This window comes from Oscillospiraceae bacterium (assembly GCA_035353335.1).
GTDB lineage: Bacteria > Bacillota > Clostridia > Oscillospirales > JAKOTC01 > DAOPZJ01.
Genome location: DAOPZJ010000002.1, coordinates 57,603 through 81,579, shown reverse-complemented (window position 1 = coordinate 81,579; position 23,977 = coordinate 57,603). Strand labels below are relative to the sequence as shown.

Here is a 23,977-nt window from a genome sequence, read left to right as displayed (position 1 = left end):
AGCAGGAGGTGAAACAATGCCAACCTTTAACCAACTGGTGCGCAAGGGCAGAGAGACGTCAGTCAAGAAGGCAAAAGCACCCGCTTTGCTGCACGGTCTGAACACCAAGAAGCAGATTCCGATCGAGCAGAACAGCCCCCAGAAACGCGGTGTGTGCGTCGCCGTCAAAACCATGACCCCGAAAAAACCGAATTCCGCCATCCGCAAAATTGCGAGAACGCGTCTCACAAACGGAATGGAAGTGACTTCTTACATCCCGGGAATCGGCCACAATCTGCAGGAGCACAGTGTGGTGCTGATCCGCGGCGGTCGTGTCAAGGACTTGCCGGGCGTCCGTTACCACATCATCCGCGGCACATTGGACACGCAGGGCGTCGCGAACCGCAATCAGGCGCGTTCGAAGTACGGCGCGAAACGTCCCAAAGCCGCAAAGAAGACAACGGCGAAAAAATAACCGTTTGTTTTCAAAAATTCAGTCAATGACGAGAAGCGTATTCGCATAACGATATATCGCCTCGGCATTGGCCCGCGGAACAAAGTTGAAAAATAAAATTTTTAACTCAGGAGTTTGATTTATAAAATCAAACATCCCCCAGAAAGTAATTTATGGGATGAAAATGTTCCGAGTACCGTTGAGCTCATTATTAATGAAGGAGGGAAGAGAAGTGCCAAGAAGAGGTGCGGTGGCAGGACGTGACGTTCTGCCGGATCCTATTTACAATTCCAAGACGGTTACCCGCCTGATCAACAACATCATGCTGGAGGGCAAAAAGGGTGTCGCTCAGAAAATTGTATACGGCGCTTTCGAGATCGTAAAAACCAAGGCGGATAAAGATCCCCTTGAGGTCTTTGAAAAAGCGCTTGAAAACATTATGCCGTCTCTTGAGGTAAAGGCCCGCCGTGTCGGCGGCGCCACTTACCAGGTACCGCTCGAAGTCAGACCCGCGCGCAGACAGACACTCGGCATGCGCTGGCTGGTCAGCTACTCGCGCAACCGTTCGGAACGTACCATGGGCGAGCGGCTTGCAGGCGAGATTTTCGATGCCTACAACAACACCGGCAACGCTGTCAAAAAGCGTGAAGACACGCATAAGATGGCCGAAGCCAACCAGGCGTTCGCACACTTCCGCTGGTAGCGGGTGAGAACCCGCGGTCAAACGCGGGGAAGCATCTGCTGGCGTAAGCATCGTAGCGCGCGCTGCCAACCTCGGTGCAATTCAGGTTTTTAAATTTTGAATTTTTGCATTGCGGTTGCAAATACCAAGCAATATTTTGTTTTTTATTTCAGGTAATTTATTCGGAGGATTTTTTTCAATGCCAAGACAGGTCTCTTTGGAGAAAACAAGAAATATTGGCATCATGGCCCACATCGACGCCGGCAAAACCACGACCACCGAGCGCATTCTTTTCTATACCGGAAAGACGCACAGGATGGGAGAGGTGCATGACGGCGCCGCCACCATGGACTGGATGGAGCAGGAGCAGGAGCGCGGAATCACGATCACATCCGCCGCAACGACCTGCTATTGGAAGGAACACCGCATCAACATCATTGATACGCCGGGGCATGTCGACTTCACCGTTGAAGTCGAGCGTTCCTTACGCGTACTCGACGGGTCGGTGACGGTCTTCTGTGCCAAGGGCGGCGTTGAGCCTCAGTCCGAGACCGTTTGGCGTCAGGCGGACAAGTATAAGGTTCCGCGCCTTGCGTATGTCAACAAAATGGACATCACCGGCGCCGACTTTTTCCGCGTCATCAGTATGATGAAGGACCGTCTGAAATGCAATGCGATTCCGATTCAGCTCCCGATCGGCAAGGAAGAGAATTTTGCGGGTTTGGTCGATCTGCTCGAGATGCAGGCGTATGTCTACACCAACGAGCGCGGCACCGATATTCTGAACGAACCGATTCCCGGCGATATGAAGGAGCTTTGCGAGGAATACCGCGCCACGCTCATCGAAGCCGTCGCCGTCACCGACGACAACCTGATGGAAAAATTCCTCTGCGGCGAACCCCTTGAGATCGATGAGATGAAAGCCGCGATCCGCAAGGCAACAATCGACAACACGATGGTTCCGGTGGTTTGCGGGACGTCCTATAAAAACAAAGGCGTTCAGAAACTGCTCGACGCCGTCGTAGATTATCTCCCCGCGCCGACCGACATCGAATCCGTCAAGGGCATCAATCCCAAGAACGACGAAGAAGAATACAGGCATTCCTCCGATACGGAGCCGTTTTCCGCGCTCGCTTTCAAGATCGCGACCGATCCTTTTGTCGGAAAGCTCTGTTTCTTCCGGGTCTATTCAGGCACACTCGACGCCGGAAGTGGCGTCTATAACAGCACCAAGGACAACAATGAGCGCATCGGACGCATTTTGATGATGCACGCCAACGACCGCACCGATGTCGAGACCTGTTACGCAGGCGATATCGCGGCAGCCGTGGGGCTGCGCAACACCACGACCGGCGACACGCTCTGTGATCCGAAAAAACCGATCATTCTCGAGTCGATGGAATTCCCCGAGCCGGTCATCCGGGTCGCAATCGAACCCAGAACCAAAGCCGGTCAGGAGAAGATGGGCATCGCCCTCGCCAAACTCGCGGAGGAAGATCCCACTTTCAAGACTTATACCGATGAGGAAACAGGCCAGACGATCATCGCAGGCATGGGCGAACTTCATCTTGAGATCATTGTCGACCGGATGCTGCGCGAATTCAAGGTCGAGGCCAACGTCGGCAAACCGCAGGTCGCCTATCGCGAAACCGTGCGCAAGCTGTCGCAGGCCGACACCAAATACGCGCGCCAATCGGGCGGACACGGCCAGTACGGCCACGTCAAGATCAAGCTGGAGCCGAACGAAGCCGGAAAAGGTTTCGAATTCGTCAACGCCATCACCGGCGGCGTGATCCCGAAAGAATTCATCGAACCGGCCCGTCAGGGCATTGTCGGCGCGATGCAGGCGGGCGTTTTGGCCGGATATCCGGTCGTCGACGTCAAAGTCACGCTCTATGACGGTTCTTTCCATGAAGTCGACTCGTCTGAACTCGCCTTCAAAATCGCCGGTTCAATGGCTTTCAAAGACGCGATGTCAAAAGCCGATCCGGTTCTTTTGGAGCCGATTATGAAAGTTTCGGTCATCGTCCCGGAGGATTATCTCGGCGATATCCTCGGCGACCTGCAAAGCCGCCGCGGTCAGATTCAAAGCATCGACGATATGGCGGGCGCAAAACAGGTGAACGCGCTCGTACCGCTTTCCGAGATGTTCGGATATGCGACCGATATGCGTTCCAAGACCCAGGGCCGCGGGCACTATACGATGGAGCCCTGTCATTATTCGGAGATCCCGAAAAACGTCTCAGAGAACATCCTGAACGTGCGCGGATCACGCTCCAACGCCTGACGGCGGACTGTTTGGTCGGTTTTGGATAAAACCCTTGCAAAAGCGAAAAAATATGTTAAAATATCAAACGTAACCAATTTAGGAGGAGAGTACAATGGCAAAAGCAAAATTTGAACGCACCAAGCCCCATGTAAACATCGGTACCATCGGCCATATTGACCATGGCAAGACCACTTTGACCGCAGCGATCACAAAGGTCCTGGCGATGGCAGGCGGCGCGCAGTTCATGGCATATGATCAGATCGACAACGCCCCGGAAGAGAAAGCCCGCGGCATTACAATCAACACCCGTCACGTCGAATATCAGACGGATGCCCGCCACTATGCACACGTCGACTGCCCGGGGCACGCCGACTATATCAAAAACATGATCACCGGCGCGGCCCAGATGGACGGCGCGATTCTGGTTATCGCAGCCACCGACGGTCCGATGACACAGACCAAAGAGCATTTGCTGCTCGCGCGTCAGGTCGGTGTTCCCTCAATCGTCGTCTTCCTGAACAAAACCGACATGGTTGACGATCCCGAGTTGATCGAACTCGTCGAGATGGAAGTTCGTGAGACTCTGAGCTACTACGAATTCCCGGGCGACGAGATCCCGATTGTCAAGGGTTCCGCAAGAAACGCTCTCGAGAGCAAATCCACCGACCCGAACGCCCCCGAATACGTCTGCATCCATGAACTGATGAAGGCCGTTGACGAATACATCCCGACTCCCCAGAGAAAGGCCGATCTGCCCTATCTGATGCCGGTTGAAGACGTCTTCACCATCACCGGACGCGGCACAGTCGCAACGGGCAGAGTCGAGCGCGGCACCGTTAAAATCGGCGACACCGTTGAGATCGTCGGTCTGACCGAAGAAACCAAGACCACCGTCGTCACCGGTCTTGAAATGTTCCGCAAGACCCTTGATTTCGCCGCGGCCGGCGAAAACGTCGGCGCTCTGCTGCGCGGCGTTCAGCGGTCCGAGATCGAGCGCGGGCAGGTTCTTTGCAAACCCGGCTCCATCAAGCCGCACACCAAGTTCAAGGCTCAGGTTTACGTCCTGACCAAGGAAGAGGGCGGCCGTCATACCGCGTTCTTCAACAACTATCGTCCGCAGTTCTATTTCAGAACGACCGACGTTACCGGCGTCATCAATCTGCCCGAGGGTGTTGAGATGTGCATGCCGGGCGACCACATCGAGATGAACGTCGAACTGATCACCCCGATCGCCATCGAAAAAGGTCTGCGCTTCGCCATCCGCGAAGGCGGCAGAACCGTCGGCTCGGGCTCCGTCATCGACATCAACGAATAATTCCGGTTTTAAACGGCATCAACAGAGGCACTTTTGTGCCTCTGTTTTTTTATAAATATTTTTATGATTTTTGCAAGCCAATCAGATTTTATTCGTATTTTTTCTATTACAAAAAATATCTCTAGTAAGTAACTTGTTTACAAATTAATTAAATGCTTACCACGTGCCCGTCTGACAGGCGGATAATCCGGTCGCAGAGATTGCCCACCTTTTCATCGTGGGTCACGATCACAATAGTCTTGCCGAGCTCGGTGTTGATCTTGCGAAATAGAGCCATAATGTTGTCCTCGGTGGCTTCGTCAACCGATCCGGTCGGTTCGTCGGCAAGCAATACTTCCGCTTTTTTAACCAGTGCCCGCGCGATTGAAACACGCTGCTGCTGCCCGCCCGAGAGCTGCCCCGGATAATTTTTGGCTTTGTCGGCAATCTCGAGCATTTCTAAAACCTTCATAACCCGTTTCTGGATTTTTTTGCGGCCCAAGCCCTTGTACTTCAACGGCAATGCGACGTTGTAAAACACCGTCTGATCCTCGATCAAGGCAAAGTTCTGCACGACTAACCCGATATTGTCCTTGCGAAACCGCGACAGGGCGTTCGGATTTTTGAGATTAACCGGCTTGTCTTGAAATCGATAATCCCCCTTGTCCACCTTGTTCAGCCCGGCCATGACATAGAGCAGCGTTGATTTTCCAGAACCGGACTTACCCATCACAGCGCACATCTCGCCCTCTTTGATATCAAGCGTCGCGCCATTCAGGGCTTTGACCAGTCCGTCTCCCTTTCCGTAATACTTGTGGACGTCTTTCAATTCAATAATGTTTTCCATAATCTCTCCCCCAATCATTATTCTCTTCTCAGCGCGTCACCCGGCTCGACCCGCATGGTCTGCACAAACGGCACGACTGCAATCAGGATATTAAACACCAATGCACCCAAATATGCCACCAGCATTTCCGGGCTGAAAAACGATTTCAAATTAAGATATCCGACTTTTGCAATAATGAAATATACACCGTAACTGAGTAAAAACCCCAAGTGGAATAAAATCATCAATCGTCCGAACATCCGCCACAGGGTAAACGAAGTCGAAAACCCAAGCATCCGTTGAACCGCCACCCGCTTTCTGCGCCGCTCGGCCCAAAACAGCGTCAGCGGTACCGTCGAGAGCACCACGCAGAAACAAGCAAAGATCAACATGATCAGGTTCAACAGCTCCATATTGAAAAAACCGGACACTGTAAACGCTGAACTTGGAACTTCCAACTCAACAACTGTGGCACCGGTCGAAGTAATAATTGCGCTCAATTCTGCCTTTAACTCTTCTTTACGGTTCTCGCCGACGTAGTCCACAATAAAAGGATTCAATTGACTCACATATGCCCCGTAGGCATCCATGTTGAACATTCTGATCATATTTACATCGCTTACTACCGGATATCCGACAGCTCCGATTGCTTCCCACTTCTGCCCGGTGGTCTTGTCGATATAGTAATCAACACCGTCCTCACGTACGACGGACGACATATAAACGCTCTTTCCGAAAACGCTATAGTGTTTTCCAATCCCGAAATCAAATTCATCGAAATATCTGCCGTATGTCACTCGAATTGATGCCGGAATTTGACCGCTGAAAGCGACCGCGTAATCACGCAGCGGTGCGCGCTGATAAATAATCACATCGCCCTCAGTTTTAACAAAACTCATCACCTGCTGCGTGATGTCGATTTTTCCGGTCACATCTCGCATAGCCATAACGAATACATTCTGGCTAAATAAACCTTGCTCGGCTTGATTCATTTCATATTTCTCAACCGCATAACTGCCGAAAAATATGGTGCCCACACCAATCGCCGCAAAGATGATTACAAGCGCGAACTCTTCGATTTTTATCCGCAATTTCGCATGTTTTTTACGCGTTTTTTTAAAAACCGTATCTCTTTCCATATATCCACTTATTCCTTTCCCCGCAGCAGCGTGTCGTATTCCACAACGGAAATTTTAATCAGCGGGAAAGCAAGCGCAATCAGTGAAACGACCAAGCTCACGCCAACGGCGCATGCGGCGGAGAACGGGCTGATTTCCGAGACGTGAACCCCGAAAATGCCCATTTGGCTATATGTAAACACCCCGCCGCCGAAAAACAGCGCGCATAAAAACGCCCCGATATTCGAGATAAACATGATCACCAACACTTCGAACACCATGAACCACTTGATGTGCGCCACCGTCCCGCCCGAGATCAAATGAATGGTATAGGTTTTGAATGAAGCCATCAGTTTGTTAGCTAAATTTAACGACAAGCACAAAGTAGAACTGGCGAGAATCAATACCGAAGCCAGCAATAATAAGTCGAAATAATCATTGGCACTCTGTTTGAAGCTGTCACTGATCATCATCACGCGACGCGGCGAAAGCGTGGAGAATCCGTTTTGCTTGACATATTGATCGATTGGATATGATACATCTTTTGTGAAAATGATTCCCTCGCATAAATTTCCTAATTGCATGATATATGATACTCTTCCGTATTTTTCGTAATATGATAATGTCGAATATGCAGGATCATTCCTATCCGGCTCTGTCGGCATTTTCATGAGGGTGTAATCCAGATAGGGAATCAATATATAAGTATCTAATGATACAATCGTTTCAAAGTCCTGTGCATCCGGCGGTAAAATCGAAGTTCCGGGTTCGAGAAAACCTACAATCTGATAATCTTGCGGAAATCCGTTATATAAATACGATGCACCTTGCAAAATATCGCCAACCTTATAATATTCGTGCCATGCCCAGCCGCAGACGATTGGAATCAACTTGGCGTTATAATCGGTGTGATCGAAATTTCGAAAGTCGATTCCGACCGCTGTCTTTAGATTAAATCGTTCGAAAACACGGGCGTCGATCGAATACGCTGCCGCATTCGACAGATATTTACCGGTACTCTCTATAAAAATTCTTTCGCGCGCCGCATCGAAATCCTGATAACCGACCAGACAATTATCCCCAACCTTTAAATCATATAAAGAAAGAGCGCTATCCGTAAAATGTAAAAATTCGAACTCCGGTGCGGCGTTGATCTGTCGGAAGTAATTGCGCAATCCTTCGACCTGCCCGTCGGTATAGTCAAATGTATTTTCACCCATATTCATTGGTTGCTGGATGAAAAACCGATACTCATCCACCGGATATGCCGAATAAAAGTCGTTCACGCGTTCTTCGTTGTGCTCGGCATATCCCATCGCGCCGATAATCAGAAACAAGCCGACCACCATCATCACAATGATCAACGCGGAGAGGAGCTTTCGGCGCGTCAAGCTGTGAAACGCCTGCTCCAAGATAATTTTCATTAAATTTCACCTTCTTTATTCGGCTTTAGTCAGCACAATATCCTCGCCGTCCCTTGTTAGTATCAGTGTTTTCCCATCCTCGCTCAGTAAATAGCTGTATTCCTTGTTTTCTATATCTAGATATAATCCGCTCATGATTAACTTACCGTCTTTAATCAGGTATTCACCTTCGTTTTTATTATCATTACTTCCTCCACCCACTGAAGCTATTGACACAATATACGACATTGTACCGTCTTTTTTAAAGATGTAAGTAATTTTTGCCAGCGATTCCTGATATCTCCATTCCCCAATAAACGCTTTTTTCGATGAACATCCTGCCAATAAAATTATCGTGATCGTTAATACGGTTGCTACCAGTGCCATATATTTGCGTGTTTTCATGAATCATGTCCCCTTTCAAATCTAAGTTCGTAAAGTGGATATCTCATTTTTAAAACGTATGAATCACTCAGTTTTGGTCATTAATATAATGCGCCGCCTCATATTGCGAGACATCCACACCTGATTGCGCAGCAATATAATCCAGAGCGGTCTGAAAATATGTATCAACTGTGAACTCAATCGGTATAGGAATAATATAGTGCTTTTCAAATAACAGATCATTCCAACTGCTTTGGAAGTCCCAATCATCTTCCTCATCCACCACAAGATAATCCAGTCCCCAATACATGATTCTGCCGTCTAACATCTCAACGAATTGCAGGTAATCCTGACAGCCGACATACCGCTTGACCCCGTCGAGAATTTTTATCGGCTCGAAAAACTCGGCTTTATATTCTATCAGTAATTCGCTCAAAGCCGCAGGTCCGTAATTTTCAACCTTTGGCAGCGTCCCATTTCCGAGTTCTCCATAAGCGTTTGTCCCCCATGCCCATAAAGAATTATCTTTTTTGATTATCAGGCAAGCTGTATTGAAGTTTCCGCTGTAAATCACTTCTTTCACACCACTCATAATTAAAACAGGTGTAGTAAAGATCGAATGTATACTATCGGAATGCATCGTTTTTTCTCCGCCCTGTAAAAATAAATCGCAATCGTTACAGCCCCATCCATATAGGTCACCGTTTTCGGTTACTGCATATGCCGCCCGCCAACGACTGTAGTACATGTTTTTCACGTTTTCTAGCACCTTGTATGGTTCGGAAACAACGCAATCAATCGTACTAAGGTTCAAATCTCCGTATTCACCGTTACCACATTGCCCGAATTCATTATTGCCAAAACTCCAAAGTGACCCATCTTTTTTTAATAAAAAGACCGTTCCGCTCGCCAAGTATCCTGTGTACATCTGCTTTACACCTTCAGCAACTTTAAATTTATTTTTAAGGTCACCGTAATAGAATGTATAAACCCATACAGATCCATCTTTTTTTAAGCCGATAAATCCGTTGTTATCAATTCCATATGCTACCGATTCTAAATCTACCACGCCAGTATCGATCAATACATCTCCGGTCTCATAATTTTTTTCATTTGAGTGGTCATCAAACATTATATATGAATAAAGGTCACCCGAAGATGTAATATAAAAATTTTCAAAAATATATGAAACATCATCCCGCACCACTTTTGGTGTTGTCGCCTTTTTATCAGACCGGAAACCCCATTCTAACATTTTATAATCCCATGTGACCGCTCTTGTCATATAAAGAGTTTTTATATTCGAATAGATCCGCGTGGGGGAGTTGTTATATAACACATCGCCTTGGCCTAATGAGGAGACATTTGCCAATGAACCAGAGGTACTTTTTGAGCTCTCTCCCCCCAAATAATTGTCAAATCCCCAAGTGTATAATTCACCATTACTATCAACAAAGTTTTTAATCGAGCGAGTATTTCCTGATATAGGAATTTCATATCTTTTTTCAATAGTTATATTTTTATTTTCGCAACTTGTTAAAAATACCATAAGTGTTACTGATAATAAAAGCACTGCCCTCTTTATCATCATAATAAATCCTTTCATATATTTTAGCTAATTATCATATACTAAATTCGGTGAACCGGCGTGGGAGAACCCACGCCGGTTTTATTATTTAATAAAGATAATCTTTATTAATTTCCACCGGGAAGAGACTCAATGACAAAAACAACTATATGTGAAGTTGGTTACATCATGAGCCAAAGCATCTTGATAAGTTAAACCACTAACATAAACTTGGGCGCGTGCCAAGGTACCGCCGGGTTCACCGTAACCCCAACTGGTTCCGGCTGTAGTTGTCAAACAACACGAGAACGGTGAATCAGAATAATATGCCCATCCATTAGCAGCATATACCCAAAAGCCGTCTGGTTGTTGATATTCGTCTTGATCGTAATCACCGTCAATCGAACAAACGGCGCTCATCGGAATGACAGCGAGTGACGCCACCATGAGAACCGCCATCAGGACGATCAGATATTTGCGAATCTTTTTAAACATTTTTATTTCCTCCTTATATATTTTACCATATTCGACACAGTCGGTCAATACCATTGTGCTGCATACTTTTTAATTCACAGGCGGATGATACCGGCTTTCGAAGACCTGTATTCCTCGGAAGCCGGTCAAACAATCTCAATCAGTACTTCCCGTACGGGCCCTGTTGCCCGACACAGTTGACAGGAAACATGCCGTTTGATCCTCTCCGATTTATTATCGGCGAAACCAACTTGATCAGAATCGTTTCCAATGAAAATCAAACGCATCCGAAAGAAAACCGATTTCCATGCTCCCATCGCGTTTTCACCTCCTTCAAATCGTAATTTTATTAAAACGAATTCGCTTAATAAGCCTTCGAATAACGGTTACATATTAATAATTAATATGCATATTATAACTCATATATGTAACTCTAATTTTGCGCTATATCCCTTCTTTTATTGAAATTTCCTCATCTATTTCTTCCTCAATCTCTATCTTCTAGTATATTACACCAAATCCAAATAAATGTCAATACAATTATAACAATTAATAATCGACATTAAATCTTAATTTTCGACATTTAAAAAATGATATATCCGGTATTCGGGATTTAGAACAGGAACTTCGATTGTTTTATGAGTGAAAGGGGCGTTGAGGATGGCCGATGCAAAGTTTGTCGAGCGCGCGTATGACTTATTTTCCGGCACCGTCTATCGCGTCTGCATGATGTATCTCAAAAATCCGGCAGATGCGGAAGACGCCGTGGCGGACATATTCTTAAAGCTCCTTTCTCACCCAAAAGCGTTCAACGGGGACGATCATCTGAAGGCCTGGCTGATCGTCGCCGCGAAGAACAGATGTAAAAACGTCCTTGCCAACTGGTGGAGCAAAACGAGGGTGGAGTTCGACTCCATCCCTGAACCCGCCGCGCCAGCCGAGGATTTGACGGTGCTCGCAGTTGAAGAACTCCCCGAAAAATACCGGGAGGCACTGTATCTTTACTACTACGAGGGATATACCGGCGCGGAGGCGTCCAAGATGCTTGCAATCACCGAATCAGCATTTTGGTCACGCGTGAAGCGCGGGAGAGAATTATTGCACATGGAAATGGAGGAAGAGTGCGATGAGGGAAAAAGAGTTCAAAGCGGTATTTGACGGCGAAAAATACGTCATGCCGCAGGAGTTGAAATACCGGGTTAAAAACAGGATTTCGGAAATAACAGCAACCGCAAAACCGTTTGTCAAGCGGTCGGTTTCGGCGATGGCCAGCATCATCCTTGCTTCGGTTTTGGTGGTCACGGCGGCTGCGGTCGGAGGGATAGCGCTGTTTAAATCGATTTACGGCGAAAACATCGAGCCGATCATGCCGTACAGCGAGATCATCAACACTAAAGCATCGGATGAAAACTACGAATTGACGCTGCATGAGGCGGTTGCCGATGAATACACCACCGCGTATATCTTCTCGGTCAAGCGGCTGACGGTCGGGGTTTCGAAGGCGATTGATAACGGAAGCACGATGATATTTAAGAGCTTTGCTCAGGTGAATTTAAATGCCGATCGTTTTCTCGAATATTATAATTCGCAAGATAACCCGGAATATTTCACGACATTTAACGGGTACAGCACTTTTGAAAATCAAATATTCGCATACCAACAGCTTGTTTTAATTCGCCCCAATGCGGCATTTAAAGAGGAAAATGATGCGAAATATCTGATTCATGCGATCGATAATTTGAAAACAGAGGATACCGATTACTATGCGCTCTATGTTATAAACGGTGAGAATCAGACGTTAAATATCGGCATAGGAACTTGCGGTAGTTGGTACGGCAATTTTTCCGGCGGTCCGGAACTTACATTACCGAAAATGACTCAGAAAGCGCCGTCGGTCACCCGCTCGGTGCAGGAGTATTACAGGCAGTATCTCAAGCAGACGCATCCGACAATGCTGTTTAACGGCACTCGGCTTGCTGATACCGTGACGATCACGCCGCTGGCGGTCTATGTGAAGAGTACCGGTGCGTTAAGCAGTTCGGGAATGCAGAGAGCTGGTTTTATGGATTATATCAACGGTTCATTATATCGCAGCGCCGAACTTGTGTTTGGCGATGGCACAGAAAAGACACTCACCGAGATGTCTCAGGACGAAATGGGCATCAGAATTTCCGCCAATACGGGTATATATCTGTTCAATGAAGTAATGGACACATCGCAAGTCAAGTCATTCATGGTCTATGACACGGTGGAGTTCCCGATGGATGTAAATCTGCCGGTGATTGACCGGGAGACCGGAACCGAGATTGTACCCAAATACGAAGTTTTCGATCTGGTATTTGATCTCGGAAACGAATTGGTCACTTATCTCGATGGGATGTATCCTGAAGAGCGAAAAGAAGGATACAAGTATTGTGGAAGCCCGCGTTACGAGAGCGAGAACTCCTGCACAATTAACGGGCATGATTGCATGATCACCCTGACCGGTTACGAACTAAATGGGGAGACCTTCTCCGCCGCAGCTGACCGGATGCTGCAGGAATACTTCATGAAATACAACTGGGCGGTTTCCAATACGACGATCAAAGATGGAACTTGCTCCTTGGGCAATGTCCGGTATGCCGATATCACAGCTAGTATTCTGGGCGGTGCGATGACTCATACTCACTACTTCTTCTTCGAGACGGGCGGAAAGCTGATTGTTTTGCAGTTGAACGAAAACACGAATGCTTGGCCGTATTATTCGCTCGATGCGCTTTTACAGTTGATTACGTTTAAGTGAGGAATAACCTGATGAAAAGAACGGCGAAAGCCGTTCTTTTTCGCTTACTCGGCTTTTACAGCCGGTAATGAATCCCTCCACCACTAAAGCGCTTAAACGGCGCTTTAGTGGTCCCCCTCCCTTTAACAAGGGAGGTAAGGTTGGCGGCAGAATCCCTATTGACCGACAAAGTTGGAAAGTGGTATAATGGTATGCGGTGAGAATTGTTCTCACGCAGGGATGTTCTCACATAACAAACCAATAAACGAAGGGTATGAATCAGATGTCAGTATTAAAAGGAGCATGTATTATCGGTCAATCGGGCGGTCCGAGTTCCGTGATCAACGCAAGCGCTTACGGCGCAATCAAAACCGCGCTCGAGAGCGAAGCCATCACCAAGGTCTACGGTGCCTGCAACGGCATCAAAGGCGTATTGGACGGAAAGCTCATGGATATGGGCAAAGAGGATCCCAAAGAATTGGAATATATGAAATATACGCCCTCGTCGGCACTCGGCTCCTGCCGCTATAAGCTCAAGGACCCGTCGGTTGACGACAGCGATTATAAACGCATTCTCGAAGTGTTCAAAAAGTACGACGTCCGCTATTTCTTCTATAACGGCGGCAACGACTCGATGGACACCTGCAATAAAATTTCGAAATACTGCCTTGCCAACGGCTACGAATGCCGCGTGATGGGTATTCCGAAGACCATCGACAACGACCTCGACGGCACCGACCACTGTCCCGGTTACGGCTCCGCCGCCAAGTACATCGCCACTTCGGTCATGGAGGTCTACCACGACGCGCATGTCTATGACACGGGAATGGTCACAATCGTCGAAGCTATGGGCCGTAACGCCGGCTGGCTGACCGCGAGCGCCGCGCTTGCCGTCGAAAAGGGCTGCGGGCCCGATCTGATTTATCTGCCCGAAGTGCCGTTCGATCTGGACAGCTTTGTCGCTAAAGTCAAGACCATTTATGAGAAGACAAAAAAATGCCTCGTCGTCGTATCCGAGGGTATTAAAGACAAAGACGGGAAATATATCTCCGAATACGGCGCCGACCTGACCAAGACAAAGGACAGCTTCGGCCATGCGCAGCTCGGAGGCCTCGCTTCCTTCCTCGCGGACACCGTGAAAAATGCCACCGGCGCAAAGGTACGCGGCATCGAGCTTTCGCTTCTGCAGCGCTGCGCGGCGCACTGCGCCTCCCAGACCGACATCGACGAGGCGTTCAAAGCGGGTAAAGCCGCCGTCACAAACGCCGTCAAAGGCGTGACCGACAAGATGGTCGGTTTCGAGCGGGTGTATAAAGACGGCAAATATCAGTGCAAGATCAAATTGTTCGATCTGACCGTCGTCGCCAACGCCGAGAAAAAGATTCCGCTCGACTGGATCAACAAAACCGGCGACGGACTGAACAAAAAATTCATCGACTACGCGCTGCCGCTCGTTCAGGGACAGACCAAACTGCCTTTTGAGAACAGTTTGCCGCGGTTTGTGAAACTGAAGAAAGTGCTTGTCAAATAAAAACCGGAATAACCTTATACGAGAGACCCAAACGGAGGCGATTATTGTGAGCGAAATCAAAACCATCGGCGTATTGACCAGCGGCGGAGACGCTTCGGGCATGAACTGCGCAGTGCGCGCGGTTGTGCGTTCCGCCATCAGCAGCGGCATGGAGGTCTTTGGCATCAACCGCGGTTATGAGGGACTGATTCACGGCGATTTTCAGCAGATGGAGATCCGAAGCGTTTCGGAGATCCTGCACAGAGGCGGGACAATTCTGTATTCCGCCCGCAGCCCCGAATTCCAAACCCCCGAGGGTCTGGAACGCGCCATCCGAAACTGCAAGCAATTCGGTCTCCAGGGCATCGTCGTCATCGGCGGAGACGGGAGTTTCCGCGGCGCGAGCGCGTTGTCCCTAAAGGGCATTCCTTGTGTCGGCATTCCCGGCACCATTGACAACGACATCAGCGCATCCGACTATACCATAGGAGTCGATACGGCGCTGAACACCATCATTGACGCGGTCGACAAAGTGCGTGATACCTCGCACTCGCATGACCGCTGTTCGTTGATTGAGGTCATGGGACGCGACTGCGGATACCTTGCGCTGCACGCGGGCGTCGCAAGCGGCGCAATGGCAATCCTGGTGCCCGAAATTCCGATCGACCTTCAAAAAGACGTCGTCGAACCGATGCAGAAGATGAGCCGGGCGGGTAAAAAACACTTCATCATCATCGCTGCGGAAGGCATCGATTATCCCGGCGGCGTGGCGCAGCTGGTCAAAGACATCGAAAACGCGACCGGGGTCGTGACCCGCGCGACCGTGCTCGGGTATGTCCAGCGCGGCGGTTCGCCGTCGGCAAAAGATCGCGTGATTGCCACGATGATGGGTGTCCATGCAGTCGACCTGCTTGCCAAAGGCATCGGCAACCGCGTGGTTGTGCAAAAAAACGGCCAAATCGTCGACTTTGATATCGCCGAAGCGTTGAAAATGACAAAACCGTTCGACAAAGAACTATATGAGCTCAACAAGCGGATTTCGCTGTGAGTTTTCTGAATTAAATGATTTCGATGTTGTAAAACATACGAATTCGGTGTATCATAGATGGCGGTACGTTTTTCGTGCCGTCATCTGTTTTTCGGAAAGGAATGCTCGATAAAGATGGAAAGAGCAATCGTATATGCCGACAACGCGGCGACGTCCTGTGTGTCGGAATCGGTTTTTGAGGCGATGAAACCGTATTTTTGTGAAAAATACGGCAACGCGTCGTCGATTTACAGCTTGGGGTATGAGAGCGAAAAGGCGCTGACCGCGGCCCGCGAACAGGTTGCAAAGGCGATTCACGCCGATCCGAGTGAGATTTATTTCACCGGCGGCGGCTCCGAGAGTGACAACTGGGCGATCAAGGGCGCGGCGTTTCAAAAGGCCAAGACAGGCAAGAAACACATCGTCTCGACCGAATACGAGCATCACGCGGTGTTGAATACACTCGAGGCGCTTAAAGCGCAGGGATTTGAACCGACGCTCATCAAGCCGACAAGCGAGGGCATTATCACGCCCGAAGCGATTGCGGCGGCGATTCGTGAGGACACCGCGCTGGTCACCGTGATGGCAGTCAACAATGAAATCGGAACGATCAATCCGATCTCGGAAATTGCCGCTGTATGCGCTCAAAAAGGCGTATTATTTCATACCGATGCGGTACAGGCGGTCGGGCATATCCCGGTTGACGTCAAGGCACTCGGCGCGGACATGCTGTCATTGTCGGCACATAAGTTTCACGGCCCGAAAGGCGTCGGCGCATTGTATATCAAAAAAGGCGTTCGGATCATGTCGCTCATCAGCGGAGGGCAGCAGGAGAACGGTAAACGCGCCGGAACCGAGAATATCCCGGGTATCGTAGGACTCGGCGCGGCGATCACCGAAGCGGTTGAACATCTGCCCGAGGAAAGCATACGGATTGCCAAACTTCGGGACGAGCTGATCGATGGGCTGCTTGCGCTGCCGGCAACAAGGTTAAACGGCAGCCGGACGCAGCGGGCGCCGGGCAACGCCAATATTTCGTTTGAGGGCGTCGAAGGCGAATCGCTGCTGCTTTGGATGGATATGAACGGTATCTGCGCCTCGTCGGGGTCGGCCTGCACCAGCCGGTCGCTCGACCCGAGCCATGTATTGTTGTCGATCGGATTGCCGCATGAGATCGCACACGGTTCACTGCGGCTGTCACTCGGACGGTACAATACCGAAGCGGACGTGGATTATATCCTGAAAACCGTGCCGCCGATTGTGCAGAAACTGCGCGCAATGAGCCCGATTTGGGCCGGACGTATTTAGGAGGTTTATATGTATACCCAAAAAGTGATGGATCATTTTATGAATCCGCGCAATGTCGGCGAGATTGAAAATGCCGACGGTGTCGGTGAAGTCGGAAATGCCCGCTGCGGCGACATCATGAAGATGTTTTTAAAAATCGACAACGGCATCATCACCGACGTCAAATTCAAGACATTCGGCTGCGGCGCGGCGATTGCGACGAGTTCGATGGCGACAGAGTTGATCAAAGGAAAATCCATCGATGACGCGCTCAAGCTGACCAATAAAGCGGTCGTAGAAGCGCTGGAGGGATTGCCGCCTGCGAAGATTCACTGCTCGGTACTGGCTGAGCAGGCCATCAAGACGGCGCTTGCCGATTATTACCGAAAGAAAGGCATCGATCCGGAACCGATTGTCGGCAGGATCATCGACTGCGAAGGGTGCCATGAATAGCATTTTGGTCGCCTTATCCGGCGGCGTCGATTCCGGCGTCTGTGCTTTGATGCTGAAAAATAAGGGGTACAGAGTCGGCGGGATCTATATGATCATGTCGAAACAGCACGAAAATGGCATTGAGAAAGCCGAAAAAGCCGCGAAACAACTCGGAATTCCGTTATACACCGTTGACGCGCGAAAAGAATTCGGAGAGACCATCATATCGTATTTTATCAATGAATATGCAGAGGGGCGTACGCCGAATCCCTGCGTGCGCTGCAACCCGGCAATCAAATTCAGGCAGCTGCTCGCATGTGCCGATCAAAACGGATATCAATACATCGCAACCGGACATTACGCACGAACCCAAGACGGATTGATTCGAAAAGCCGTCTGCGAGAAACGTGACCAGAGCTATATGCTTTACCGGCTTGAAGACGATGCCGTAAACCGCCTGTTGATGCCGCTCGGAGACGTTCATGATAAGGGCGAAGTGCGGAAAATCGCCAAAGAGAACGGGCTGGACTGCCACGACGCGCCCGACAGCAGCGAGAATTGTTTTCTGCCCGATGCCGATTACGCCGCATTTTTGCGTGAAAAGCTCGGGATATTACCGGGAGATTTGGTCTCACCGGACGGCCATGTATGCGGCAGGCACGAGGGGATTTACAATTTTACGATCGGCCAGCGCAAGGGCGTCGGCGCGTTCGGAAAACCGGTGTTTGTGAAAAGAATCGAACACGAAACCCGCCGGGTCTTTTTGGCGTGGGGCGGGGATGAATATTCGGATACCGCTGTTTTATCGGATTGCATTTGGCACAGAATTCCGGAAGGCGAAAAAGTATATGGTGTAAAGATCCGTTCGGCGGCGAGAGCGGTCGGAGCGAAGATTGAAGGGGACAGGGTATTATTCGAGCAGCCCGCCAGAGCCGTTGCGCCGGGGCAGAGCGCGGTGGTATATGAGGGCGAACTGGTCATCGGCGGAGGGGTTATTTTGAAGTAAGAAGTAATAGTGAAGAGTGAAGAGGTAAGGTACCGCTGCGGCGAGAAGATTTTAATAAACAGGAAAAAGCAATGTTAAGGTAAAGCGCTCTGCTTGTGCAAAACGCTTTTATTTTTTACCATAATACATTTGACAGAGGTATATACAGATGGTATCATGTAAAAGATCGGGTTTAAAAATATTTGCGACCGAAATCTAATAACATTTATCGCCTTTGCGAAAGGATGGAATTGTAATGACGGAACTGACAGGGAAAGAACGCATTTCACGTATTTTAAATCACCAGCCGGTGGATCGGATCGGGCTTTTTGAGCATTTTTGGGGCGACACTCAAAAAGAATGGATGGAAAATCAGGGCTGCGGGTCTGATATGAACAAGGAATTCAACTTCGATTTGTTGGAATGCTGGCCGTTTAAAATGGTCGCCCGTGTCGATTTTGAACCGGTCGTTGTAAAAGAAGACGAGGATACCGTAACCAAGCTCGACGGCAACTGGGCCGTGCTGCGCCGCCATAAAAAACACGACTCCACCCCGGAGCATGTGCGCTACGAAATCGACAGCCGGGAAAAATGGGAGGAAAAGATTAAACCGCTTCTGCTTGACCGGTCGCTGTTTGAAAAGCGCATTAACTTTGAAGCCTACCATAAGGATAAGCAATATGCCGCGGAACACAATAAGTTTTTGGTATGGTCGGGCGTCAACGTCTTTGAGTGCATGCACCCGGTCGCGGGGCACGAAGAGATGCTTGCCGCGATGATCTACGACCCCGAATGGATTATGGATATGAGCAAGACCTTTGCGTGGCTGACGGTGGAACTGCAAAAAATGCTTTTTGAACGCGAGGGAAAACCCGACGGCATCTGGTATTACGAAGATATGGGCTACAAGGGTGCGCCGTTTATGTCTCCGGCGATGTACGATCAATTCATTTATCCGTCTCATGTGTATACGTTTGACTATGCGCACTCCATCGGACTGCCGGTGATGGTGCATTCCTGCGGATTTGTCGAACCGCTGATTCCGGGTATGATTAAAGCGGGGATGAATTTATTGCAGGCGATGGAAGTCAAAGCCGGTATGGATTTACTGCGCATTTATCAAAACTACGGCGACAAGATCGCATTGATGGGCGGCATCGACGCCCGGGCACTCTGCTCTAACGACCGCGCCCAGATTGACGCGGAACTTGAAAAGAAAATCCCGATTGTCAAGGGCAAATACGGCTATGTGCTGCACACCGACCATTCGGTACCGAAAACCGTCGATATGGAGAACTATAAATATTTTATAAAAAAGGGAATTGAACTCGGAACATATTAAAATTCAGTATTAAGAGTTTAGAATTAGAAAGTGCAACCGCCGGTTGCGGTATTTAAAAGCTGTGTTGATAGCGTGCTACCCAATTATTTGGTATTCTTTTAACACGGTGCGTGACGCCGGAAGTTCATAATTAGGAATTCAAACCGAAACATCAGGCATCTTGAAAGACGGGCGACCACATGGGGTCGTCCCTACAATGGGGGGCGTAATATTGGAAAAGATTATCGAAGTTAAGGGGTTACATAAGTCATACGGAGAGGTGCATGCGGTCAAAGGGATCGATTTTTATGTGGAAAAGGGCAAATTGTTTGCTTTTCTCGGCCCGAACGGCGCAGGAAAATCTACCACCATCGACGTTATCTGCACGTTTTTAAAACAGGACGAGGGCGCGGTGACCGTCGACGGCCGCACAGTCGGCAAAGACGACCGAACCATCAGAAACGAGATCGGTGCGGTGTTTCAGGACGGCCTGCTCGACCAGCTGCTGACGATTGAAGAGAATTTGAAATGCCGCGGCAGCTTATACGGGCTCAAAGGCAAGGCGCTTTCTGCCGCGGTCAAACGCACGGCCGAGATCACCGGGGTCACAGAACTGCTTAAACGGCCTTATGGCAAGCTCTCGGGTGGGCAGCGCAGGCGCTGCGACATCGCGCGGGCATTGATCAACACGCCGAAAATTCTGTTTCTGGATGAACCGACCACGGGGCTTGACCCGCAGACCCGCAAAAGCGTCTGGGAGACGGTCACGAAGATACAAAAAGAGAGCGGCATGACCGTTTTTATGACCACACATTACATGGAGGAAGCCGCCGGAGCCGATTATGTGATCATCATCGACAACGGCGAAATCTCGGCAAAGGGAACCCCTGCCGAGCTGAAAGAAAAATATTCGAAAGACCGGCTCGTTTTGACCTGTAAGGACACGCAGGCGGTCGCCGAAAAGCTCAAAGAGATGGGTGTTTCTTATAAAATTTCCGCTGACACCGTCCAGGCAGAACTCCCGGCTACGATGGACGCGCTGCCGATTCTCGAATCCTGCCGGTACATGATCTCGGGATTTGAAGTTTTGAAGGGCACGATGGACGACGCGTTTATCGCCGTCACGGGAAAGGAGATCAGGCAATGAGCGGATTTACCGTCAGAAATCTTAAAGTGTTTTTCAAAGACAGGGCTTCGGTGTTTTTTTCTCTGCTCGCCGTGTTCATCATCATCGGGCTGTATGCGCTGTTTTTGGGCGACGTCTGGGTCAAAAGTATGGATAACGCCCCGGGTGCGGAATTTTTAATGAATTCCTGGATCATGGCAGGCCTGCTCGCGGTTACCTCGGTCACAACGACGATGGGCGCGTTCGGCACAATGGTTGATGATAAATCGAAAAAAATTATCAAAGATTTCACAGTCTCGCCGATTAAAAGCAGCAAGATTGTCGGCGGATATATTTTCAGTTCCATCGTCATCGGCATCATCATGAGCCTGGTCACCGTAGTGCTGGCTGAGGTATACATCATCCTGAGCGGCGGCGAATTCATGGGGTTTACGGCGCTTTTTAAAGTGCTCGGGCTGGTGGTGCTTTCCACGACGACCAATGCGTCAATGGTGCTGCTGCTCGTCTCGTTTTTTAAGAGCAATAACGCTTTCGGCACCGCAAGCACCGTGATCGGAACCATGATCGGCTTTTTGACAGGCATTTATCTGCCGATCGGACAGTTGCCAGAAGGCGTTCAGTGGGTGATCAAATGCTTCCCACCTTCGCATGCGGCCGCGTTATTCCGGCAGGCGATGATGGAAGCGCCGTTGGCTGCCACATTTGACGGTGCGCCTGCGGAGACGATCGAAGGATTTAAACAGATGATGGGCGTGACATTCAAGTTCGGCGACGCTGCGGTTTCGGTGACGACAAGCATTCTGATTTTAATCGGAAGCGCTGTCTTGTTTTACGGTTTGGCACTTTGGAATATCTCAAGAAAGAAAAGATAGTTGCGCATATAAAAAAGGCTCCGAAAAGGGGCCTTTTGTTTATTATGGGGCGGGACGTCCTGAGAGAACGCCCTCATTATTCCGCCGTGCGTCAAATTTAATTCCATAGAAGAATTAAATTATATAAACGAATTACAATATTGTCTTCATATGCGGCGGGATGTGGGCATCTCCCCCTTCGTTATTTAAGCCATAAGCTCTTTTAAAATGCGCTTTGCGGCTTCGGTTTCGAGGGAATCGTCGTAGGGCGGGAGCGGCTCACCTGCGATCAGATTCAACAGTTCGCGCAGAAGGTCGGGGTTGCGAACGAGCACCGGGCCGAGCAGCTCGGTGGCGAAAAGGTTCTTTTTGCGCGCGCCGTCCGTGGTTTTATCATACGGTTGCTTCCCGCTGCCTGTGATACGGACGAACGGGGTTTCATATTCGCCATGGCGGGTGTCGGTACTGTTTAAAAAGCCCGTGATTTGGAGTCCGCTTTCAGTGATGCCTACCAGGTCACGGATTGTGATCTTTTTGCCGAAGGCATGCTTGACCGGGAACAGGCCGCAGCCCTTGACTTTTTCGCCGTCGTCCAATATAAATTCTTCGGAAAACAACGCGGGGGCGTTGCCGGTCGCTAAAAACACCACGCCTTTTTCGATGGCGTCAAACAGGTTTTCGCTGCGCGGCACCAGATCGGCAGCGGCGACGGCGAGGTTTTTTGGCAGACCGGGGGAGATGTAGACAAAGTCGTATTGCGTCAGGTCGAAAGGTTCACCGACCGTGCGGCATTCCGCAGTCAGCTCATATCCGGCTGCTTCAAGCCGTTTTTTAATCACAGTGAAGTTGCCGCCGTCGCCGTAGAGGTCGAGCAGGTCGTCGTAAAGCCGAAGCAGTTTCATCTTCCGGTCGCCTCCATAATGGTTTTTGCGTCGTACAGTTCGGTCAAAATGCAGAGCGTCCCTTTAGTTTTGGACACGGCTGCTTTGATGCCGGAGTTGTCCGGTTCGATCAGCACAGTGTCCATGTCAAAGCCCGCATATTTGAGCCGAACCGCGAGGTCATACGCCCTCGGGCCTGCGCAGATCACGTTTCTGACATTGCCCGCAAGACGTTCAACCGCGATGTCCCACAGCCAGGTGGTGTCGCGGTGATTGGTATGGTTGATGTTGTTGATGTAGGCGACGACGGTCTTTTCGCCCGGGATGCGAAGCACTTCGGAAATCGATAAATCGAACGAGACGGGGTTTTGATTCTTTGACAAGATCATAACGCCTTCGCGTTCACCGATTTTAAAACGGTCGATTCGGGTTTTATTGGTCTTAATTTGATTGAGCGCCGCAACGACCGACCAAAACGGCAGACCGGCTTCGGTGCAGACGGCGGCTGCGGCGGCCAGGTTCATAAATCCGTAAGCGGTCGGGGCTTCGAGTTTGATATCCAGACCGTTGATTTTGGCGGTGCCTCTGCCGAGGTCGGCATCGGTCAACAAATAACTCGGACACGGTGCGGTGAATTCGCAATTATCGCACCGGTATTTTCCGATATGGTTGTTGAGGTAAAATTTGTAGGAGAGCCGATGTTTGCAGATCGGGCAGACCTTGCAGTCGTGGGTGATCGAAATGGGTTTCGGGTGTGTGAGTTCGCCCTCGTCGCAGCCGAAATAGACCTTGCGGCAATCTTTGCCGAGTCGGACGCTGATCGGGTCCATGGCGTTCAAAATCAGGGTCATCTCGGGGGTGATGACATCATTTAATATGTTAAAAATAAAGTCGACGTTGTTATTGCGGGTGATTTGGTCGCGAAACAGGTTTGTGACCAGCATGTAATCGGGTTTGAAGTCGGCAAAAATCAACCGCGACCAGCGCTCATCGGTTTCAAGCACCAAAAAATCGCAGTTGATATGGCCGCGTAAGTCAGACGCTTTGAGCATGACAGTCGCGACGCCGCCGGTCATATTCGAGCCGATCGGGTTGGTCTTGACGGTCTTGCCGCAGGCAGCAAGCGCCTGTGCGATCATGCCGGCGGTGGTGGTTTTGCCGTTGCTTCCGGTAACCGCGATGATTTTGGCTTTACGCTTAAATCTGCCGAGCAATTTCGGGCAAAGTTTTAAAGCGACCCTGCCGGGAAGGTCGCTTCCGCGTCCGATTAAACCCAATAAGAAAGCGGCGATTTTGCCGACCAATATTGCAAAAGTAAACAAGTTCCGACCTCCCAGGGACGGATA

At 49.6% G+C, this 23,977-nt stretch carries 22 protein-coding genes; 14 read left to right on the top strand and 8 right to left on the bottom strand.

Annotated elements, in window-relative coordinates:
- The first annotated feature begins 16 nt into the window (after nt 1–16).
- From rpsL to tuf, 4 genes are all read left to right on the top strand, one after another.
- A complete protein-coding gene (gene rpsL, locus PKH29_01040) occupies nt 17–454 on the top strand; it encodes a 30S ribosomal protein S12 (protein ID HNX13421.1) in 438 nt (145 codons plus the stop codon).
- 211 nt (nt 455–665) lie between these two features.
- Complete coding sequence (gene rpsG / locus PKH29_01035; protein ID HNX13420.1) at nt 666–1,136, top strand: 30S ribosomal protein S7; 471 nt, start codon at nt 666–668, stop codon at nt 1,134–1,136.
- 178 nt (nt 1,137–1,314) lie between these two features.
- Complete coding sequence (gene fusA, locus PKH29_01030; GenBank protein HNX13419.1) at nt 1,315–3,402, top strand: elongation factor G; 2,088 nt, start codon at nt 1,315–1,317, stop codon at nt 3,400–3,402.
- A 94-nt stretch (nt 3,403–3,496) separates the two neighbouring features.
- Entirely contained in the window at nt 3,497–4,699 is a 1,203-nt protein-coding gene (tuf, locus tag PKH29_01025) for an elongation factor Tu (GenBank protein ID HNX13418.1), read from the top strand.
- A gap of 148 nt (nt 4,700–4,847) precedes the next feature.
- Here tuf and PKH29_01020 read toward each other — a convergent pair whose 3' ends face one another.
- From PKH29_01020 to PKH29_00995, 6 genes are all read right to left on the bottom strand, one after another.
- Nucleotides 4,848–5,525 carry an ABC transporter ATP-binding protein gene (locus PKH29_01020; GenBank protein HNX13417.1) on the bottom strand — a complete coding sequence of 226 codons (678 nt, stop codon included), beginning with the start codon at nt 5,523–5,525 and terminating at the stop codon, nt 4,848–4,850.
- A 17-nt stretch (nt 5,526–5,542) separates the two neighbouring features.
- A complete protein-coding gene (locus tag PKH29_01015) occupies nt 5,543–6,643 on the bottom strand; it encodes a hypothetical protein (GenBank protein HNX13416.1) in 1,101 nt (366 codons plus the stop codon).
- Nucleotides 6,644–6,651: 8 nt separating this feature from the next.
- Nucleotides 6,652–8,046, bottom strand: a complete 1,395-nt coding sequence (locus PKH29_01010) for a hypothetical protein (GenBank protein HNX13415.1) — start codon at nt 8,044–8,046, stop codon at nt 6,652–6,654.
- Nucleotides 8,047–8,061: 15 nt separating this feature from the next.
- Entirely contained in the window at nt 8,062–8,430 is a 369-nt protein-coding gene (locus PKH29_01005) for a hypothetical protein (GenBank protein ID HNX13414.1), read from the bottom strand.
- Nucleotides 8,431–8,497: 67 nt separating this feature from the next.
- Entirely contained in the window at nt 8,498–10,000 is a 1,503-nt protein-coding gene (locus tag PKH29_01000; GenBank protein HNX13413.1) for a hypothetical protein, read from the bottom strand.
- Nucleotides 10,001–10,126: 126 nt separating this feature from the next.
- The gene (locus PKH29_00995; protein HNX13412.1) at nt 10,127–10,471 is read right to left on the bottom strand and encodes a hypothetical protein; all 345 of its coding nucleotides are present in this window, start codon (nt 10,469–10,471) and stop codon (nt 10,127–10,129) included.
- Nucleotides 10,472–11,110: 639 nt separating this feature from the next.
- On the opposite strand from PKH29_00995, the gene PKH29_00990 reads away from it, so the two are divergent.
- From PKH29_00990 to PKH29_00945, 10 genes are all read left to right on the top strand, one after another.
- The gene (locus PKH29_00990) at nt 11,111–11,608 is read left to right on the top strand and encodes an RNA polymerase sigma factor (GenBank protein ID HNX13411.1); all 498 of its coding nucleotides are present in this window, start codon (nt 11,111–11,113) and stop codon (nt 11,606–11,608) included.
- Complete coding sequence (locus PKH29_00985) at nt 11,577–13,232, top strand: DUF4179 domain-containing protein (GenBank protein HNX13410.1); 1,656 nt, start codon at nt 11,577–11,579, stop codon at nt 13,230–13,232. Before PKH29_00990 ends, PKH29_00985 begins: the two co-directional genes overlap by 32 nt.
- Before the next feature lie 262 nt (nt 13,233–13,494).
- Nucleotides 13,495–14,742, top strand: a complete 1,248-nt coding sequence (locus PKH29_00980) for a 6-phosphofructokinase (GenBank protein HNX13409.1) — start codon at nt 13,495–13,497, stop codon at nt 14,740–14,742.
- A 43-nt stretch (nt 14,743–14,785) separates the two neighbouring features.
- A complete protein-coding gene (pfkA, locus tag PKH29_00975; GenBank protein HNX13408.1) occupies nt 14,786–15,769 on the top strand; it encodes a 6-phosphofructokinase in 984 nt (327 codons plus the stop codon).
- Nucleotides 15,770–15,883: 114 nt separating this feature from the next.
- Nucleotides 15,884–17,056: a cysteine desulfurase NifS gene (gene nifS, locus PKH29_00970; GenBank protein ID HNX13407.1), complete on the top strand. Its 1,173-nt coding sequence runs from the start codon at nt 15,884–15,886 to the stop codon at nt 17,054–17,056.
- Nucleotides 17,057–17,065: 9 nt separating this feature from the next.
- A complete protein-coding gene (gene nifU / locus PKH29_00965; GenBank protein ID HNX13406.1) occupies nt 17,066–17,488 on the top strand; it encodes a Fe-S cluster assembly scaffold protein NifU in 423 nt (140 codons plus the stop codon).
- Nucleotides 17,481–18,473 (top strand): tRNA 2-thiouridine(34) synthase MnmA, encoded by a 993-nt coding sequence (gene mnmA, locus PKH29_00960; protein HNX13405.1) that lies wholly within the window; start codon nt 17,481–17,483, stop codon nt 18,471–18,473. Before nifU ends, mnmA begins: the two co-directional genes overlap by 8 nt.
- Nucleotides 18,474–18,708: 235 nt before the next feature.
- Entirely contained in the window at nt 18,709–19,794 is a 1,086-nt protein-coding gene (locus PKH29_00955; GenBank protein HNX13404.1) for a uroporphyrinogen decarboxylase family protein, read from the top strand.
- 211 nt (nt 19,795–20,005) lie between these two features.
- A complete protein-coding gene (locus PKH29_00950; GenBank protein HNX13403.1) occupies nt 20,006–20,920 on the top strand; it encodes an ABC transporter ATP-binding protein in 915 nt (304 codons plus the stop codon).
- On the top strand, nt 20,917–21,771 hold the full coding sequence (locus PKH29_00945; GenBank protein ID HNX13402.1) for an ABC transporter permease: 855 nt from the start codon (nt 20,917–20,919) through the stop codon (nt 21,769–21,771). Before PKH29_00950 ends, PKH29_00945 begins: the two co-directional genes overlap by 4 nt.
- A 185-nt stretch (nt 21,772–21,956) precedes the next feature.
- Here the strand turns inward: PKH29_00945 and PKH29_00940 are convergent, their stop codons facing one another.
- Both PKH29_00940 and PKH29_00935 read right to left on the bottom strand, forming a co-directional pair.
- A complete protein-coding gene (locus tag PKH29_00940; protein ID HNX13401.1) occupies nt 21,957–22,652 on the bottom strand; it encodes a hypothetical protein in 696 nt (231 codons plus the stop codon).
- Nucleotides 22,649–23,953 carry a MurT ligase domain-containing protein gene (locus PKH29_00935; GenBank protein HNX13400.1) on the bottom strand — a complete coding sequence of 435 codons (1,305 nt, stop codon included), beginning with the start codon at nt 23,951–23,953 and terminating at the stop codon, nt 22,649–22,651. The genes PKH29_00940 and PKH29_00935 overlap by 4 nt, the downstream gene beginning before the upstream one ends.
- Between the last annotated feature and the right edge of the window lie 24 nt (nt 23,954–23,977).

Excerpts from the sequence above, each read along its gene's own strand:
- fusA (HNX13419.1), top strand. The coding sequence starts at position 1,315 with ATGCCAAGACAGGTCTCTTTGGAGAAAACAAGAAATATTGGCATCATG.
- PKH29_00940 (HNX13401.1), bottom strand. The coding sequence starts at position 22,652 with ATGAAACTGCTTCGGCTTTACGACGACCTGCTCGACCTCTACGGCGAC.
- PKH29_01010 (HNX13415.1), bottom strand. The coding sequence starts at position 8,046 with ATGAAAATTATCTTGGAGCAGGCGTTTCACAGCTTGACGCGCCGAAAG.
- PKH29_00980 (HNX13409.1), top strand. The coding sequence starts at position 13,495 with ATGTCAGTATTAAAAGGAGCATGTATTATCGGTCAATCGGGCGGTCCG.
- tuf (HNX13418.1), top strand. The coding sequence starts at position 3,497 with ATGGCAAAAGCAAAATTTGAACGCACCAAGCCCCATGTAAACATCGGT.
- nifU (HNX13406.1), top strand. The coding sequence starts at position 17,066 with ATGTATACCCAAAAAGTGATGGATCATTTTATGAATCCGCGCAATGTC.
- rpsL (HNX13421.1), top strand. The coding sequence starts at position 17 with ATGCCAACCTTTAACCAACTGGTGCGCAAGGGCAGAGAGACGTCAGTC.
- PKH29_01020 (HNX13417.1), bottom strand. The coding sequence starts at position 5,525 with ATGGAAAACATTATTGAATTGAAAGACGTCCACAAGTATTACGGAAAG.
- PKH29_00985 (HNX13410.1), top strand. The coding sequence starts at position 11,577 with ATGAGGGAAAAAGAGTTCAAAGCGGTATTTGACGGCGAAAAATACGTC.
- PKH29_01015 (HNX13416.1), bottom strand. The coding sequence starts at position 6,643 with ATGGAAAGAGATACGGTTTTTAAAAAAACGCGTAAAAAACATGCGAAA.
- nifS (HNX13407.1), top strand. The coding sequence starts at position 15,884 with ATGGAAAGAGCAATCGTATATGCCGACAACGCGGCGACGTCCTGTGTG.
- mnmA (HNX13405.1), top strand. The coding sequence starts at position 17,481 with ATGAATAGCATTTTGGTCGCCTTATCCGGCGGCGTCGATTCCGGCGTC.
- PKH29_01005 (HNX13414.1), bottom strand. The coding sequence starts at position 8,430 with ATGAAAACACGCAAATATATGGCACTGGTAGCAACCGTATTAACGATC.
- PKH29_00995 (HNX13412.1), bottom strand. The coding sequence starts at position 10,471 with ATGTTTAAAAAGATTCGCAAATATCTGATCGTCCTGATGGCGGTTCTC.
- PKH29_00990 (HNX13411.1), top strand. The coding sequence starts at position 11,111 with ATGGCCGATGCAAAGTTTGTCGAGCGCGCGTATGACTTATTTTCCGGC.
- PKH29_00945 (HNX13402.1), top strand. The coding sequence starts at position 20,917 with ATGAGCGGATTTACCGTCAGAAATCTTAAAGTGTTTTTCAAAGACAGG.
- PKH29_00955 (HNX13404.1), top strand. The coding sequence starts at position 18,709 with ATGACGGAACTGACAGGGAAAGAACGCATTTCACGTATTTTAAATCAC.
- PKH29_01000 (HNX13413.1), bottom strand. The coding sequence starts at position 10,000 with ATGATGATAAAGAGGGCAGTGCTTTTATTATCAGTAACACTTATGGTA.